This is a genomic window from Allobosea spartocytisi (assembly GCF_014764685.1).
GTDB classification, from domain to species: Bacteria; Pseudomonadota; Alphaproteobacteria; order Rhizobiales; family Beijerinckiaceae; genus Allobosea; species Allobosea spartocytisi.
Map to the genome: position 1 here is coordinate 180,088 of NZ_JACXWY010000009.1, position 16,475 is coordinate 196,562.

At 66.8% G+C, this 16,475-nt stretch carries 13 protein-coding genes; 11 read left to right on the forward strand and 2 right to left on the reverse strand.

Going from position 1 to position 16,475, the window contains the following annotated elements:
- The first annotated feature begins 9 nt into the window (after nt 1–9).
- The 9 genes from IED13_RS16255 (at nt 10) to IED13_RS16295 (ending at nt 11,807) form a co-directional block, all read left to right on the forward strand.
- Nucleotides 10–2,238, forward strand: a complete 2,229-nt coding sequence (locus IED13_RS16255; RefSeq protein ID WP_191124779.1) for a TonB-dependent receptor — start codon at nt 10–12, stop codon at nt 2,236–2,238.
- 12 nt (nt 2,239–2,250) lie between these two features.
- Nucleotides 2,251–2,622, forward strand: coding sequence for a hypothetical protein (locus tag IED13_RS16260; RefSeq protein ID WP_191124780.1), 372 nt, complete (start codon nt 2,251–2,253; stop codon nt 2,620–2,622).
- On the forward strand, nt 2,619–3,887 hold the full coding sequence (locus IED13_RS16265) for an MFS transporter (RefSeq protein ID WP_191124781.1): 1,269 nt from the start codon (nt 2,619–2,621) through the stop codon (nt 3,885–3,887). The genes IED13_RS16260 and IED13_RS16265 overlap by 4 nt, the downstream gene beginning before the upstream one ends.
- A 91-nt stretch (nt 3,888–3,978) precedes the next feature.
- Nucleotides 3,979–4,479 (forward strand): RNA polymerase sigma factor, encoded by a 501-nt coding sequence (locus IED13_RS16270; protein WP_162720183.1) that lies wholly within the window; start codon nt 3,979–3,981, stop codon nt 4,477–4,479.
- A 196-nt stretch (nt 4,480–4,675) separates the two neighbouring features.
- Nucleotides 4,676–5,596 (forward strand): FecR family protein, encoded by a 921-nt coding sequence (locus IED13_RS16275; RefSeq protein ID WP_191124782.1) that lies wholly within the window; start codon nt 4,676–4,678, stop codon nt 5,594–5,596.
- A 97-nt stretch (nt 5,597–5,693) separates the two neighbouring features.
- Complete coding sequence (locus IED13_RS16280; protein WP_248312611.1) at nt 5,694–8,102, forward strand: TonB-dependent siderophore receptor; 2,409 nt, start codon at nt 5,694–5,696, stop codon at nt 8,100–8,102.
- A gap of 7 nt (nt 8,103–8,109) precedes the next feature.
- Nucleotides 8,110–8,982, forward strand: coding sequence for an ABC transporter substrate-binding protein (locus IED13_RS16285; RefSeq protein ID WP_260368433.1), 873 nt, complete (start codon nt 8,110–8,112; stop codon nt 8,980–8,982).
- 3 nt (nt 8,983–8,985) lie between these two features.
- Nucleotides 8,986–10,971, forward strand: coding sequence for a Fe(3+)-hydroxamate ABC transporter permease FhuB (fhuB, locus tag IED13_RS16290; RefSeq protein WP_248312612.1), 1,986 nt, complete (start codon nt 8,986–8,988; stop codon nt 10,969–10,971).
- Nucleotides 10,972–10,973: 2 nt separating this feature from the next.
- The gene (locus tag IED13_RS16295) at nt 10,974–11,807 is read left to right on the forward strand and encodes an alpha/beta hydrolase (RefSeq protein ID WP_404801893.1); all 834 of its coding nucleotides are present in this window, start codon (nt 10,974–10,976) and stop codon (nt 11,805–11,807) included.
- Nucleotides 11,808–12,111: 304 nt separating this feature from the next.
- Here IED13_RS16295 and IED13_RS16300 read toward each other — a convergent pair whose 3' ends face one another.
- Together IED13_RS16300 and IED13_RS16305 are read right to left on the reverse strand one after the other, a co-directional pair.
- Nucleotides 12,112–12,987, reverse strand: coding sequence for a LysR substrate-binding domain-containing protein (locus IED13_RS16300; RefSeq protein WP_191124785.1), 876 nt, complete (start codon nt 12,985–12,987; stop codon nt 12,112–12,114).
- Nucleotides 12,984–13,862, reverse strand: coding sequence for a LysR family transcriptional regulator (locus tag IED13_RS16305; RefSeq protein WP_191124786.1), 879 nt, complete (start codon nt 13,860–13,862; stop codon nt 12,984–12,986). The genes IED13_RS16300 and IED13_RS16305 overlap by 4 nt, the downstream gene beginning before the upstream one ends.
- A gap of 113 nt (nt 13,863–13,975) precedes the next feature.
- On the opposite strand from IED13_RS16305, the gene IED13_RS16310 reads away from it, so the two are divergent.
- Together IED13_RS16310 and IED13_RS16315 are read left to right on the forward strand one after the other, a co-directional pair.
- Entirely contained in the window at nt 13,976–15,502 is a 1,527-nt protein-coding gene (locus IED13_RS16310) for an ABC transporter substrate-binding protein (protein WP_191124787.1), read from the forward strand.
- 37 nt (nt 15,503–15,539) lie between these two features.
- Nucleotides 15,540–16,475, forward strand: coding sequence for an ABC transporter permease (locus IED13_RS16315; protein WP_038363279.1), 936 nt, complete (start codon nt 15,540–15,542; stop codon nt 16,473–16,475).

Sequence of the window (16,475 nt, forward strand, 5' to 3'; positions counted from 1 at the left end):
GGTGCCGAGATGTTCAAGTTCGCTCCCCTTGCCAGCAGCCTTCTGGCGCTCTGTGTCGCATCGCCCGCTTTCGCGCAGCAGGCGCCCCCGCCGGCCACGATCGATCTCGACACCATCACGGTGACGGCTGCCCGTGCCGAGCGCAGCACGGCCGAGACCCCGCAATCGATCCAGGTGATCGAGCGCAAGGCGATCGAGGAGCAGCTTCAGTTCAGCCCGAACGCCGCCGCTGTGCTCGGCAAGCTGGTGCCGGGCTATTCGATGTCGACGCAGACGGTCTCCAGCGCCTCGGAGAACTATCGCGGCCGCGATCTGCTGGTGATGATCGACGGCGTGCCGATGAACACGCCGCTGCGCGACGTCTCGCGCATCCTCTCGCTGATCGATCTCAACACGGTCGAGCGCATCGAGGTCGTCGCCGGCGCCTCCAGCCTCTATGGCGCGGGGGCGACCGGAGGCACGGTGAACTTCATCACCAGGAAGGCGGTCGAGGGCAAGCCGCGGGTGACGGTCAACACGGCGATCCGCGCCTTCACCCAGAACATCGGCCGCTCGCTGGCGCCGGAAGCCTCGGTGACGGTCTCGGGCAAGGTGCCGGAAGGGGTGGATTACCTGTTCTCAGGCCAGATCCGCGGGGCGGGCCGGACCTATGACGGCGCCGGGCGGGAACTGCCCTCGGACGGGCTGCTCGGGCAGGGCGGTGGCGATCGCTACAAGGCCGGCAACCTGCTCGCCAAGCTCGGCTACGACTTCGCCGGGGGCAAGCGTGTCGAACTCAACGCCTCCTGGATCGGCTTCGACCAGGACCCGAAATATCTGACGAACTACGCCCCGCCCTTCGCGCGGCCGGACCTGACCAAGCCCTATACCGGCCAGAGCGTGCTGGAGGATACGAAGACCGTCTCGCTGCGCTATAGCGACGATGATTTCGCGCTCGGCAAGCTCAGCGTGCTCGGCTACTACAACGACATCAAGAAGCGCTTCAATTTCTCGACCTTCTCGTATCCGTACAACACCCAGGTCTACTATTCCTTCAACCCGCTCTCGCCGACGAGCCCGGACAACCAGACGACGCTCCATTCGCAGCGCGGCGGTGTGAACGTCACCATCGACACGCCGCTCGACCGACTCCTGCCAGGCGCGAAATTCACCTGGGGCGGGGACCTCATCCAGGAGAAGACCTGGCAGACGCTGACCAGCGGGCAGGATGTCTTCACCCCGCTGAAGCAGACGACCGCGGCGGGCTTCGGCCAGCTCCAGATCCCGGTCGGCGAGCGTATCGTGCTGCGCGGCGGCCTGCGCTACGAGCATTTTTCGCTCTCGGTCAGCGACTATACGCGCCCGGCCGCCTATGCCGCCGTCGCCGCCAATAATGCGCAGGGCTACCAGGCCTTCGTCCTGCCGGCGCTCAAGGTGACCGGCGGCGATTTCGACTATTCGGCGCTCACCGCCAATATCGGCGCGACGATCAAGCTCTCGGAGACCAGCGAGATCTTCGGCGGCTTCTCGCAGGGCTTCGCGCTGCCCGATGTCGGCGCCTTCACGCGGCGCGCCGGCGTCTCGACGCTCTATGCCTGCCCGTTGCAGGCGCCGAACTGCCTGCCCGCCAGCCGGCAGACGATCAGCTATGCCGCGATCGCGCCCAAGGCGCAGATCGTGAACAATTACGAACTCGGCATTCGCGGCAGCTATGAGCGCTTCAAGGGCTCGTTGACCGGCTTCATCAGCACCTCCGACGACGGCGTCACCTTCGATTCCGTCACCAACACCATGTCGCAGCAGAAGGAGCGGATCTGGGGCGTCGAGGCGACCGGCGACGTCACCGTCACCGATGCCTTCACGATGGGCACGGTGATCTCCTATCGCGAGGGTCGCTACGACACCAATGGCGACGGCAAGCTCGACAGCAACCTGCCGAACAACCGCATCGGCTCGCCCTGGCGCGGCATGCTCTATGGCAGCTATCGCTTCGTGAACGGCATGCAGCTCAGGGTCGAGGGCGAGGCCTTCTCGGACCGCGACGTCGCCATCGACCTGCGCGGCACGCGCTACAAGCTGAAGGGCGCGGCGACGATGAATGCCGCACTCACCGCCCCGATCTGGGAGGGCGAGGCCTATGTCGCGGTGAACAACCTGTTCGACCGGAACTACCAGAACCCGACCGCGACCTCGGTCCGCAATCTGGCGAATTATAGCTGGGGCCGGACCGTCACGCTCGGCTTCCGCAAGACTTTCTGAGGCTGCGCGCCGATGGTCAGCCTCGATATCGACGCCGATGCGGTGGTGACGCTGCGCTTCATGCCGCCCTATGACGCGCGGGACGAGCGCGCCTATCTCGACGCGCTCCACCAGATCGGCCAGCGCGAGGAGCCCTATACGCTGCTGACGATCTTCGGCGGCGGGCGGGCACTCTCGCAGGCCGGCGAGCGCGAGCAGGCGCTCTGGTTCAAGGCGACGCGCGAGCGGGTCGGGCGCTATTGCCGGGCCTGCGCGATCGTCAGGCCGGATGCGGAGGAGAAGACGGCCGAGATTTTCCGCCGTCTCTGGCCCTTTCCGATCGTCGCCGAGCGCGACGAAGCGGTCGGCCGCGCCTTCTTGCTGGAACAGGCGAGGGCGACATGAGCGCGGCGGGGTCGGGAACGGCGGCAGCGGAGAGCGGCGCGGCGCCGAGGGGCGGCCGCTATCGCCTCTTCGCCGTGCTCGGCGGGCTTTATCTGGCGCAGGCGATCCCATCCTATCTCTTCGTCGCGGCGCTGCCGCCGATCATGCGCGAGCTCGGCGTCTCGCGCACCGCCATCGGCTCCATGAGCATCCTGCTGCTGCCGCTGGTGATCAAGTTCCTCTGGGCGCCCTGGATCGACCGCATCCGCCCCTTCGCGCGGGCGCATCGGGCCGGCTGGGTCTTCATCACGCAAAGCCTGACGATCCTCGCCATCCTGGCCCTGATCGCGGCGGGGCCCACGCAGGTCGGCGCTATCGTCGCGATCGGCTTCGTCGCCTCCGTGCTGATCTCGACGCAGGATATCGCGACGGATGGTTATGCGGCAAAATATCTGCCGGAGGAGGATCGGCCGATCGGCAACGCCATCCAGGGCGGCTCGGTCGCCTTCGGGGTGGTGATCGGCGGTACGCTGGGGCTGGTGCTCTACCACCATGTCGGCTGGACCGGGATGCTCGTGACCATCGCGGCGGTCTCGCTCTTGCCGCTCGTCGCCGCGGCGATGATGCGCGAGGACGATCCCGTGGCCGGGCAGGCCGTCGCGCGACCGTCGATCCGCGCTTTCCTGAAACGCCCCGAGGCGCGCCAGATCCTCTGGATCGCGCTGATCTACCGCGCGAGCGAAGGGCTGGTGAAGGCGATGGAGGGGGCCTATCTCGTCGATGCCGGCATTCCGCTCGACCAGATCGGCTATCTCTCCGGGCTTTCGGCGACGACGGCGGGGCTCGCCGGCTCGGCTCTGGCAGCCTGGATGGTCAAGCGACACGGGCTCTCTGTCGTGCTCGCTTTGCTCGGCGGCATGCGGACGCTGTGCTTCCTGCTGTTCACGGCGCATGCGCTCGGCGTCGTCGTTGGAGCCTGGCCGCTCTTCGGCGCCGCCGGTTTCCAGACGCTGATCCGCTATATGGAGATCGTCGCGCTTTATTCGCTGTTCATGTCGGTGACGACCTCCGAGCAGCCAGGCACCGATTTCACCATCCTCTCCTGCGCGCAGCTCCTGGTCTATCTCGCCGGCTCGATGCTGGCGGGCAGACTGGCGGACGCGCTGGGCTATGGCTGGCTGTTCGCCATCGCTACCGCGATTTCCGCGATCGCCGTCATCGCGACGGTGCGGATGATCGCCCGTTTCGGGCGGGAGCGTCGCCTGCCATCGCCGTCAGTAGTCTAGAATCGATATAAAACATTGATATTGCAGGTTTAATTTTGATGCCCTATGCAGCGGCACATCACTCGTGCTGTTGATCGTGCAATCGGGATTCATGAGTTCGGCCGCTTCCACGCCCGCGTCCCGGCTGATCGAGGCCTGCTACGGCGAGCTTCTGCGCTTCGCGCGCCGCAAGCTCGGCGGCGAGCATGTGGCGGACGATCTCGTGCAGGAAGCCTGCCTGCGCTATGCCAACGCCCGGACGCAGTCGATCGTCAGCCCGCGCGCCTTTCTTTATCGGATTCTCGCCAATCTCGTCGTCGATCACCAGCGCCGGCGCGGGCGCCAGGCTTGCGAGCCGTTGGGCGAGATCGAGCTGGTCGATGGTTCCGCCGATGCCGAAAGCGCATTGATCTGGCGGGAGCGCCTGGCAATCCTTTCGCGGGCTGTCGAGGAATTGCCGCCGCGTTGCCGCGAGTGCTTCGTCCTGCGGCGTTTCGACGAGCTTCCGCAGGATGAGATTGCACGGCGGATGGGCATCTCGCGCAACATGGTCGAGAAGCATCTGCGCGCCGCCGCCCTGCATTGCGCCCGCCGCCTGCGCGAGCACGATTGACCGGAAACGACATTCCGCATTGGGAGCGTTTCCGCGTTTTCTCAAATCGCGAAAGCTCGCTATCCCCTTGTTTTATCGCATTTTATCCGCGCGCGCCCGTGACCGCCGCGCTTGAAAATGCTCTAAGCTCCTGTTTTTCCGCAGCCCGACGTCTCATGGACAGGGTGCAGGGAGCGGGCGAGGCAGGACGAGCCGAATGGCGGACGCCGACGAGACAATCAGAAGCGAGGCGGCGGCCTGGTATTTTCGTCGCGATGCCGGTCCGCTGGCGCCGGAAGCAGAGGCGGAATTCCAGCGCTGGCTGTCGGAGCCGGGCCACCGCTCGGCCTATGCGGAGATCGCGGGAACCTGGTCGGCCCTTTCGCGGATCGAGCGCCCTTCCATGCAGCCCGCGCGCCGCTATCTGCGCCATGCGGTGCCGGGCGCGGCTCTCGCGGCGATGCTCGCGCTCGCCGTCCTGAACAGTTCCTGGTGGCGCCATCTCGGTGCCGATGCCGCCACCGGCGTCGGGGAAACCGAGGAGATCGTCCTGGCCGATGGCTCGCGGGTGGATCTCAACACCGATACGGCGATCCAGATCCGCTATGACGGGCGCGAGCGCCGCATCCGGGTCGTCGGTGGCGAGGCGCTGTTCACGGTCGCGAAGGATCCGGGACGCCCCTTCGTGGTCGAGACGGCTTCGGGCAGCGCGACCGCACTCGGCACCGTATTTTCGGTGCGGCAGGACGCGAATGAGACCGTGGTCACCGTGCTGGAGAGCCGCGTCGCGGTCGAGCCGGGCGTGGAGGCGGGACAAGCCGCCACCCTCGCATCCGGGCAGAGCGTGCGGTTCTCGTCCACGAAGCTCGATGCGATCGAGACCGTCGATGCCGATGCGCGGACGGCCTGGCGCCGGGGCAAGCTGATCTTCATCGACAAGCCGCTGGGCGAGGTCATCGACGAGCTCAACCGCTACCATCGCGGTTACATCCGCATCGTCGACCCGGGGATCCGCCGCCAGCGCGTCAACGGGGTTTTCGAGACGAGGGACCCGCTCCATGCCCTCGATCTGGTGCAGACATCGCTCGGCCTGCGCTCGACGCGCCTGACGGATTATCTCGTTCTGCTCCATCGCTGAAAAAATTCGGCGATCGACCTCCTCATTTCGCGAACGCCTTCGTCATAGCGGCAGAGGGGCCTCGAGGGGCCCGCCGGATGTCGAAGCGGAGAGCGGAATGGCTGGGTCGAAGAAGGGGCGGATCGCCGCGCTGATGTGGAGCGCGAGCGTCGCGGCCGTGCTGGCGGCTGCCGCATCGTCGCCGTCATTCGCGCAGCCCCGGCCGTCCGAGAGCGCGCAGATCCGCGCGTTCGCGATCCCGCCGGGCTCGCTGGCGGCCGCGCTGAACCGCTTCGCCGACGCAGCGCAGATCCAGCTCGTCTATAGCGGAGACGTTGCGCGCGGGCGTTCCAGCCCCGGCCTCTCCGGTCGCCACAGCATCCAGCAGGGCCTGTCGCGGCTGCTGGCGGGGACGGGGCTGAGCTATCGCTTCTCGGGGCCCGCCAGCGTGACGATCGCCTGGGCCTCGGGCGGAGCGACACCGTCCGTACCGGAGGGGACGATCGCGCTCGATACCGTCGAGGTCCAGGGGCAGGGCGAGACGACCGGCTATGTCGCGCGCAGCAGCACGGCGGGGACGAAGACATCGACGCCTCTGATCGAGACGCCACGTTCGATCAGCGTCGTGACCCGGCAGGAAATGGACGATCGCGGCGCGACCACGGTGCCGGAAGCGCTGCGCTACACCGCCGGCGTGACGACGGGCGCCTATGGCTTCGACCCTCGTTTCGACCAGATCTATGTCCGCGGCTTCCCGATGACCACGTTGGGCGACTTCCGTGACGGGCTGAAGCAGTTCCCGGCCGGCTTCACCACCTTCCGCACCGAGCCCTACCAGCTCGAACGCATCGAGGTGATCAAGGGCCCGGCCGCGGTGCTCTACGGCCAGAGCGTGCCCGGCGGCCTTGTCGACCGGCGCTCGAAGCTGCCGACGGACTACACCTTCCGCGAAGTCCAGGCGCAGATCGGCACCTTCGGCCGTGCCCAGACGGCCTTCGATTTCGGTGGGCCCGTCGATCCCGAGAAGACCATGCTTTACCGCGTCGTCGGGCTCGGGCGCCTCGGCGACACCAATTTCGACATCGCCGACCAGCGCTTCATGATCGCGCCGTCCTTCACCTGGCGGCCGAATGGGGCGACCTCGCTGACCCTCTCAGCGCTCTACCAACAGGACGAGACCGATGCGAGCGCCGCGGGGATCAACCGGAACGGCCAGGTGCTGAAGCTGCGCGGCAGCGATCCGCATTACGACCATCTCAAGCAGAAGCAGGGCCAGATCGGCTATGAGTTCGAACACAAGTTCAACGACATCCTGACCTTCCGCCAGAAGGTCCGCTACAGCCAGATCGAGGCCGAGTCGCGCTATCTGAGCGGCAGCTTCGCCAATGCCACGACGACGATCTACGACCGCGGCGCGGTTTCGGTGGGCGATAGGCTGACGAGCTTCCAGATCGACAACAATCTCGAGGCGAATTTCCGCACGGGTCCGGCGGCCCACAAGCTGCTGCTCGGCCTGAACTACGACTATAATCTCTGGCATTTCGGCCTGGGCTTCGGTCCCACGCTTCCGGCCTACCGGTTCGATATCGCGAACCCGGTCTATGGCTTCTCGGGGCCGACGCCGGCCTATACGATCCGGACGCGCTCGCAGCTCGAACAGCTCGGCCTCTACGTCCAGGACCAGATCAGCCTCGGCAACTGGCGCATCGCCCTCAGCGCCCGCAAGGACTGGACCGACCGCAACGAGAGCAATCAGATCGCGAACACGGTGACGGCGGCCAACCGGAACGACGCCTTCACCTACAGTGCCGGCCTGCTCTATCTCTTCGACAACGGCCTGGCGCCCTATGTCAGCTATGCGACCTCGTTCCAGCCGGTCACGAGCCAGGGCGCCAACGGCGCGGTGCTCGAGCCGTCCGAGGGCGAGCAGATCGAGGCGGGGCTGAAGTACCAGCCCGCCAATGGCGCGATCTCGCTCACCGCCTCGGCCTACCAGCTCAAGGAAAAGAATGCGCCGAAGCTCGGCGGCTATGTCGCCGGGCTGCCCTATTATGTTTCGGTCGGCGAGGTCACGGTGCGCGGCGTCGAGCTGGAAGGAAAGGCGCGCCTGTTCGAAGGGCTCGATCTCGCGGCCTCCTACACATTCTCGGATGCGGAGATCACCAGGACGACGGTGGCCAGCGAATATGGCCGCACGCCGGCCGTGACGCCCCGGCATACGGCCTCGCTCTGGCTGAACTATAATCTGCAGGCCGGGCCGTTCGCCGGCCTGGGCGCCGGCGTCGGCGTCCGCTATGTCGGCGAGACCTGGACCGCCAACGACAATACGGCGAAGAACGATGCCTACACCCTGTTCGACGCGGTGCTCCGTTACGATTTCGGCAAGGCGAACCGGCAGCTCGCGGGGCTGAGCGCCTCCGTCGCCGCCAACAACATCACCGACAAGCAGGTCAGCGTCTGCAATGCCGGCTATTGCTATCTGAGCCAGGGGCGCACGGTCATCGGCACCTTGACCTATCGCTGGTGAGGGCAGGGTGGTGTCGCTCGACCGGCGCTCGCTGCTGCTGGCCGGCGCGTCGGCGGCATTCTCGCCGGCCGCTCGCGCAGCACCGCCCGATCGCCGGCTGGCGTCGCTGGACTATGGGCTCGCCGAGACGCTGATCCGCCTCGGCTGTCCGCCGGTCGCGCTGGTCGCGACCCAGGATTGGAACCGGTGGGTCGTCGAGCCGGCCTTGCCGGCCGATACCGTCAATCTGGGTGCCAGCCGCGAGCCCAATCTCGAAGTGCTGCAGGCGCTGCGGCCCGATGCCATCCTGAGCACGCCCTACCTCGCCGGAATCCATCACCGGCTGGAGCGGATCGCGCCGGTCATCTCGCTGCCGATCTACGCGCCGGAAGGACGCCCCCTTGCGCTGGCCGGGGCGGCGGCGCGCCGGCTCGGCGAGATGATCGGGGACCCCGCCGCCGCGGCGCGCTTCCTTGCGGAAGCGGATGGCTGCTTCGAGCAGATCCGCGACAGGCTCGCCGACCGCGCGCTGCCGCCGGTCTATCTCGTCAACTTCATGGACGAGCGCCATGTGCGCGTCTATGGCGCCAAGAGCCTGTTCGACGACACGCTCCACCGCATCGGCCTCGCCAATGCCTGGCAGGGGCCGACGAATGACTGGGGTTTCGCCACGGTCGGGATCGAGGCGCTCCAGACAGGGAAGGACGCCCTGCTGGTCTATTTCGATCCCGTTCCTCCCGCGGTCCTGCCTTCCCTGGCGCGCAATCCGATCTGGCGGTCGCTGTCCTTCGTTCGCAGCGGCCGCGTCCATGGCTTGCCGCCGGTGCTGATGTTCGGCTGCGTGCCCTCGGCCCTGCGCTTCGCGCGGCTCGTCGGCGATCTCCTCGCGAAGCGCGGCTGAACAATGTTCTCCGCCGATTCCTCGCCGATGCGCCCCTGGCGGCTGGCGCTGCCGCTGCTCACTGCCGCCTTCGCCCTGTCGCTCTGGACGCTGGCGGTCCGCCTGCCGCCGCCACAATGGTTCGCGCTGTTCAAGGCCGATGCCGGTGGCGATATCGCCATCCTGGTCCTGCAGCAATCGCTGCTGCCGCGCATGGCGGTCAGCCTGCTCTGCGGCGCGGCGCTGGGGCTCGCCGGCACCATCTTCCAGCAGGTGCTGCGCAACCCGTTGGCGAGCCCGATGACGCTGGGCGTTGCCGCCGGCGCCAAGCTGGCGCTCGGCCTCGCGACGGTGATGGGCGCGCCGCTGCTCTCCTCCGTCGGGCGAGACGGCATCGCCTTCGCCGGGGGCACGCTGGCGATGGCGGCAACGATCGCGCTGGCCTGGCGCCGTGGGCTTTCGCCGCTCGCGCTGGTGCTGGGCGGGCTGGTGCTCGGCCTCTATTGTGGCGCGCTGTCGGCATTGCTGCTGCTGTTCAAGGAGCATGATCTGCAGGGGCTCTTCCTGTGGGGCAACGGCTCGCTGGCACAGCAGGGCTGGGATGTCGCGCTGGCGCTGGCCTTGCGCCTCGTCGTCCTGGCGGGTTTGGCGGCGTTGCTGCTCCGACCTCTTGCCCTGCTGGCGCTGAACGATGACGGGGCGCGCGGCCTCGGCCTGTCGCTGCTGTTCGCGCGGCTCGGCGCGCTTGCCGTCGCGGTTGCTCTCAGCACGGTCGTGGTCAGTCTCGTCGGGGTCATCGGCTTCATCGGCCTGATCGCGCCGGCGCTCGCGCGGCTCGGCGGCGCGCGGCGGATCGACCAGCAGATGCTCTGGGCGCCGATCATCGGCGCTGCCCTGCTCTGGCTGACCGACCAGGCGGTTCTCCAGCTCGGTGCCGGCACCACCTTGCCGACCGGTGCGATCACAGCCCTGTTCGGAGCGCCGGTGCTGCTCCGGATGCTGCCGCGGCTACGCACGACGTTCCCGCAGGCCAGCAACGCCCCGCGAAGCGAGCCGCGAGCCCGCAGCGCTGCCCTCGTGCTGGCCGGGCTCGGCCTGGCCCTGACCGCTGTCCTGGCCCTCGCTTTGACATTTGGACGCACGCCGTCGGGCGGCTGGTCCTTCGCGTGGGGAGATGGGTTGGCGGCGCTGCTGCCGTGGCGCCTTCCCCGGGTCGTCGCGGCCCTTGCCGCGGGCGCCATGCTCGGTGTGGCCGGAGCGATCCTCCAGCGCCTTCTGCGCAATCCGATGGCGAGCCCCGAGGTCCTCGGAATCAGTTCCGGAGCCGCCTTCGGCCTGATCGTGGCGCTGTTCGTCCTGCCCGCGGTCGGTCGCCACCAGCAATTATTCGCGGCGACGGCCGGTGCGGCCGCGATCCTCGGGCTCATCCTCGTGCTCGGTCGCAAAGCGGGCTTCTCGCCGGAGCGCACCCTGCTCGCCGGCATCGCTCTCGGCGCCATGCTCGATGCGGTCGTCGGCGCCCTGCTGGCGGGAGGCGATCCCCGCGCCATGCTGCTGATGAGCTGGATGACCGGCTCGACCTATGCCGTCGATGAGACGCAGATGGTCTGGGCCGCCGCGACGGCCATCCTCCTCCTCGCATCGGTGCCGTTGCTGCTGCGCTGGCTCGAACTCGTCGGTCTCGGCGATGCGGCCGGCCGATCGTTGGGCTTGACGCTGCCTCTGGTCAGGTTGTCCCTGTTGCTGCTGAGCGCGGCGCTGACGGCGGCCGGGACGCTCGTCATCGGCCCGCTGACCTTCGTCGGCCTGATGACGCCGCATCTCGCCAGGCTGCTCGGTCTCCAGCGCGCCGCATCGCAGCTCGCGGCCTCGGCTCTCGCCGGGGCTGTCGTGATGGTGGCGGCGGATTGGCTTGGCCGAGTCGCCGCTTTTCCCTGGCAAATGCCGGCCGGGCTGATCGCGACGCTGATCGGCGGCCCGGTCCTCATCGCCCTGCTCGCAAGGAAATGACCATGGATGCGATTTTGCCGGTTCCCGAGACCGTCCGGTTCGATCTCACGCCGCGGGCTGGGGGCGCGCCTTACCGGATCTTCCTGCGGATTCCGCCAGGAACGCTGCCGGCCTCGGGCTGGCCCGTCCTCTATCTCCTCGACGCCAATGCGGTCATCGCCACGGCGGTGGAGGCCTTGCGCGTCCAGGCGGCCTATCCGCTCGGCACGGGCATCCGGGATGCCGTCGTCGTCGGCATCGGCTATCCGACCGAAGGCGCCTATGACAGCGTGCGCCGCTCCTGGGACTACGGTCCGCCGCCCGGCCAGGTCTACCCGCCGCACACGGCCGGGGGACCCGATGTGCGCACGGGCGGCGCCGGGGCGTTCCTGACCTTCATCGAGGAGGAGCTGAAGCCGCTGGTCGCGACGCGGACGCGCATCGATGCGGCGCATCAGGCCATTTTCGGCCATTCGTTTGGCGGACTCTTCGTCCTCTACGCGCTGTTCACGCGTCCCGCCGCCTTTCGCGACTGGATCGCCATCAGCCCGGCGATCTGGTGGGAACAGCACAATGTGCTGCGCTTCGCCGCTGCGCCGGAGGGAGCCGTTCGTGTCTTCCTCGGCGTTGGAGAATACGAGCAGGCCCTTGCGCCCTTCCAGATCGGAGCCCCTGACGAGAGCGAGCGGCGCGGGCGTCTGGAGGAGGCGCGGACGGTGGACGAGACCCGGGAGATGGCGGAGCGCCTGCGCGGTTACGGAAAGCCGGTGGAATTCGCGGTCTTCGAGGGCGAGACGCATATGTCCGTCCTGCCGGTCGCGATCAATCGCGCGATCCGTTTCGCCTTCGGGCCGTGACCTTTGCCTTCGGAGAACTGCGCCTCATCCAAAATCCCGCATTGCCGAAGCAGCGGGGATCGGCTATCCAGCCTTCACGGTTTGCGCCCGTAGCTCAGCTGGATAGAGCGTTGCCCTCCGAAGCTGGGAAACGCGGCTCGGCGCTCCAAAAATTACATTAATATATCAATATCTTAAGCTGATACTGCAGCCGATCCGGGCCAGTTTCCGAGAGGACGGCACGACCGAGCCACAGTGCATCGAGTTATCGCCTCAGAAGTTCTGTTCGTTGACGTTTGGCTCGGGCAATGCGCTGCGGTCACGATCACTGCTTGCGGACGATCTCGACAAAGCGGGCTGCCAATCGCGACAGCGGTCGGCTGCGCATGGTCATGAGACAGATCGTGGTGGGGATCTGCGGTTCCAAGGAGAGCTGAGCCAACCCATCGAAACGCTGCGCTTGCGTCAGCAGGCTGTCGATCAGCGTCACATCCCCGGGCTCCGCCAGAAGATGCGCGGCTGAAATGCTGTAGGGAACGGTCATGAACGGGGCATATTCGAGCCCCTCTCTCTCGTAGCATTGCGCAATCAGCCAGCCGAGCGGCGACTTCTCGCGATCGAAGCAGATCATGCGCCGGGTCTTGAGATCATGCAGGCTGACGACGCGCCGCTTCGCCAGAGCATCATCCTCCCGCACCAGCGCGATGATCTCGCCGCCGGCCAGGGGCGTCAGCGTGATGTCGTCGGTGACGCGCGGGGAGAACATCAGGCCGATATCGGCCGTTCCCGCAGAAAGCTCCGTCGGTGCGTCGCCCATGATCAGCTCGACGCGCGCCTGCGGATATTCGTCCGTCAGGCGACGCAAGGCGCGGGCGATGAGTCCGTGGCCGATGCTCGGCGTCGAGGCGATGCGCAGCGGCGTTTCCCGGCCGGCCCGCAACCGCGTCGCGGCGGCGCGCAATTCACGCCATTCCTGATCGATCGAGTCGAGCGCAGTCATCAGGGCGTTGGCCTCGGGACGCAGCAGCAGACGCCCCTCCCGGCGCTCGAAGACGGCGACGCCAAGGCTGGCTTCGCTGCGCGCGATGATCTTGCTGATGGCCGATTGCGTGAGGTGGAGCCGATGGGCCGCCTCGACCGTCGTGCCGAAGCGATGAACCGCGCGAAGGACAGCGGCGTGAGCGGGCGTGAATGCCTTCATGACCCGGATCGCTCCTGCAACTGCGCCAAAAGCAATCGGGCTGCGCGATCGAGAGGCGAATGCCGGCGATGATGGGCATAGGCCGTCACCAGAGGGCTCTGCTCCAGCGGCAGCGCGGCGAGGCCTTCAACCAGATTGCTGCTGATCACGAACCCGTCGACCAGGGCGATCCCGACGCCCTCGCGAGCGAGATGGCAGGCCGTGTCCGTGTGGCGAACAGTGATGGCGACCCGCTCGGACAGGCCCGCGCTCGTCAAGGCCTCCTGGAAACTGTCGGACGCGCTGACGCCGTCCGGTCCATAACTGATCAGGCGCTCGCCCTCGATATCGCCCCTGCTGAGTTGCGTCCGCCGGGCGAGCGAATGATCGCGCGAGAGCACGCAGACCAGAGGGCTTTGCCCCAGCGCCACGTCCGCGATGTCGTCCGCTCTCATGGGGCCATAGGAGATGCCGAGATCGGCCTCGCCCGTGGCGAGATGCTCCCGCACATGGTCGAACATGATCTCCACCGCCGCAGATTCATCGAGCGTTCGCCGCGTTCGGGTGATGGCCGGCGGCAGGATGCTGTGGGCGAGGCCGGGAACGGTCGCCACCCTCAGCCGATTGGCCATGCCGACCCGGATCATGTCCGCTTCATGACGAGCCCGCCTGAGCGCGCCGAAGAGTGGCTGAGCCTGCCGGACGAGTGACTGAGCCTCTGGAGTCGGCACCAAGCGGCCCTGGATGGTCGTGGCCAGGCTGAGATCGAGCTCTTCCTCGGCTTGGCGCAATGTCTTGATCACCGCCGATTGGCTGATGCCGAGGCCTTGCGCCGCCTCGCCCGTTCCGCCGAGCCGGATGAAGGCATCGATCGCACGCAACGAGCCCAGCTTCATGACTATTCCAAATGGTCGATGAACTTGCCGAATGTTTCATTGGAAGGACTAGATCCCCTCATGGAAGGATGCAAGTCGTCGCCGTGGCGCGGCCAATGAATCAGGGGATCGGTATGACCAAGCTTCGCTCGATGATTTCGGCCGGCGCGCTGGCGCTTGCCATCGGCGCCCCGGCGCTCGTGACCGCGCCGTCCGCAGCTTTCGCCAAGGGCATTCTCAGATTGGCGCAGACTCAGGATCTCGTCTCGCTCGACCCGATCGCGACCAGCGACAACGCTTCGATCTACGCGCAGCTCCTGATCTTCGACACGTTGCTGCGGCCCAGTAAGGATGCCACGAAGCTCGAGCCCGGCCTCGCCGAGAGCTGGAAGGTCAGCGATGACGGCATGACCTACAGCTTCAAGCTGCGCGAGGCGAAGTTCTCCGATGGAACTCCAGTGACGGCCGCCGATGTCGCCTTCTCGCTGAAGCGCGCCGGCAGCGATGCCTCGAGCTGGAAGCGCTTCTTCTCCGGCATAGAGACCATCGACACGCCGGACGATCGCACCGTCGTGCTCAAGCTCAAGAAGGTGTTCACGCCGCTCCTCAACAACCTTGCCCTGTTCTCCTCGGCGATCCTGCCGCAGAAGGCCTTCGAGGCGGCGGGCGACAAGTTCTTCGACAAGCCGATCGGCAGCGGCCCCTTCACGGTCGCGGCCTGGAACAAGGGACAGGGCCTGTCTCTCAAGAAGAACGCGAATTACTGGCAGGCCGGCAAGCCTGATCTCGATGGCGCCGAGCTGATGGTCATCCCAGAGGGCAACAGCCGCGTGCTGAAGCTGCAGGCCGGCGAGGTCGATGCCGCAATCGACATTCCGCTGAACCAGCTTCAGGCGCTGGGGCGCGACGGCAAGATCAAGACGGCTGTCGCCAACGTCTTCCGCACCGATTTCGTGCTGATGAACACCAAGAAGAAGCCTTTCGACGATCTCCGCGTCCGGCAGGCGCTGAACTATGCCATCGACAAGGACGGGCTGGTGAAGGCGCTGCTCTACGGCACCGGCAAGGTCTCGAACTCGCCGATGCCGCCGATGGCCTATGCCGACCCGAACCTGAAGCCCTATCCGCACGACGTCGCCAAGGCCAAGGCGCTGCTGGCGGAAGCCGGCTACAAGGACGGCTTCAAGACCTCGCTCCTAGTCGATTCCGGCAAGCCGCTGCATCGTCAGGTCGGACAAGCTCTGCAGGCCGCGCTGAAGCAGATCGGCGTCACCGCCGACATCCGCCTCGTCGAAGGCGGCACGCATTGGACCACGACGAAGGCTGGCGACTACGAAATGGCGGTATCGCTCGCGACCAGCGACACGATCGACCCGGATCAACTCGTCGGCTTCCTGCTCGTCAATCCCGAGCGCGCCAACGCCTATCATACCGAGTGGAAGAACGAGCGCGTCAACGAGCTCTATGAGAAGGAGCGCGTGACGGCCGATGGCCCGGAGCGTGGCAAGATGTTCCAGGAGATCATCAAGCTCGCCCATGACGGCGCACCCTCAGTCTTCCTGTTCTACCCCGGCACCTCCTATGCCTATCGCAACAATGTCGAGGGCTTCGAGGTGCTGCCGACCTCGAACTTCCGCCTCGAGGACGTCAAGCTGAAGTGACGGAAGGGCGCTGCCGCGCCCTTCCTCGTGCACCGCCATGCTGATCTACATCGTCAAGCGTCTCGCCCAGCTGGTGCCGGTCCTCTTCGGCATCACTCTGGCCTGTTTCCTGCTGCTGCGCGCCCTCCCTGGCGACCCCGCGACGCTGCTCCTCGGCGCGCGCGGTGGTCCCGAGGAGATCGCGCTGATGAAGCAGCGGCTCGGCCTCGATCTGCCGCTCTGGCGGCAATATCTGCTGTTCCTCGCCGATATCGGCTCGGGCAGCCTCGGCCGCTCGGTCGTGCATGCCCGACCGGTGATGCAACTCGTGCTGGAGCGGCTGCCGGCGACTTTGTGGCTCGTCGCCTATTCGACAGTGCTCGCCGTGGCGATGACGGTGCCGCTCGCACTCTGGTCGGCGATGCGGCGCGGCGGCCCGGTCGATCTCGCGATCAAGCTCGCTTTCACCATCGTCATCGCGATGCCGTCCTTCTGGCTCGGGCTGATCTTCGTCATCCTCTTTGCGATCTGGCTGCCGCTGTTCCCGACCTCGGGCTATGGCGATGACCTGCTCTCGCGTCTGCACCATACGACGCTGCCGGCACTCGTCATCGCGCTGGCGACCGCCTCGCTGACGATCCGCAGTCTGCGCAGCGCCATCCTCGCCGTGCTCGGCTCCGACTACGTCACGACGGCACGCGCAAAAGGCGCCGGCACGGGCCGGCTGATGGGCGTCCATGTGCTGCCCAATGCGCTGATCTCATCGATATCGGTGCTTGGCGCTCATACGAGCTGGGTGATCGGCGGCACGGTGGTGATCGAGACCGTCTTCGCCCTGCCGGGGCTCGGCTCGCTCTTCGTCGAGTCGATCTTCTCCCGCGACTATCCGCTGATCCAGGGGCTCACCATCGTCTTCGCCGTCCTCGTCGTGCTGATCAATCTGGCGACCGATCTCGCTTATGCGCTCGCCGATCCGCGTATCAGGCTGGAATGA

Coding starts and splice junctions, on each gene's coding strand:
- IED13_RS16255 (WP_191124779.1), top strand. CDS start 10: ATGTTCAAGTTCGCTCCCCTTGCCAGCAGCCTTCTGGCGCTCTGTGTC.
- IED13_RS16260 (WP_191124780.1), top strand. CDS start 2,251: ATGGTCAGCCTCGATATCGACGCCGATGCGGTGGTGACGCTGCGCTTC.
- IED13_RS16265 (WP_191124781.1), top strand. CDS start 2,619: ATGAGCGCGGCGGGGTCGGGAACGGCGGCAGCGGAGAGCGGCGCGGCG.
- IED13_RS16270 (WP_162720183.1), top strand. CDS start 3,979: ATGAGTTCGGCCGCTTCCACGCCCGCGTCCCGGCTGATCGAGGCCTGC.
- IED13_RS16275 (WP_191124782.1), top strand. CDS start 4,676: ATGGCGGACGCCGACGAGACAATCAGAAGCGAGGCGGCGGCCTGGTAT.
- IED13_RS16280 (WP_248312611.1), top strand. CDS start 5,694: ATGGCTGGGTCGAAGAAGGGGCGGATCGCCGCGCTGATGTGGAGCGCG.
- fhuB (WP_248312612.1), top strand. CDS start 8,986: ATGTTCTCCGCCGATTCCTCGCCGATGCGCCCCTGGCGGCTGGCGCTG.
- IED13_RS16295 (WP_404801893.1), top strand. CDS start 10,974: ATGGATGCGATTTTGCCGGTTCCCGAGACCGTCCGGTTCGATCTCACG.
- IED13_RS16300 (WP_191124785.1), bottom strand. CDS start 12,987: ATGAAGGCATTCACGCCCGCTCACGCCGCTGTCCTTCGCGCGGTTCAT.
- IED13_RS16305 (WP_191124786.1), bottom strand. CDS start 13,862: ATGAAGCTGGGCTCGTTGCGTGCGATCGATGCCTTCATCCGGCTCGGC.
- IED13_RS16310 (WP_191124787.1), top strand. CDS start 13,976: ATGACCAAGCTTCGCTCGATGATTTCGGCCGGCGCGCTGGCGCTTGCC.
- IED13_RS16315 (WP_038363279.1), top strand. CDS start 15,540: ATGCTGATCTACATCGTCAAGCGTCTCGCCCAGCTGGTGCCGGTCCTC.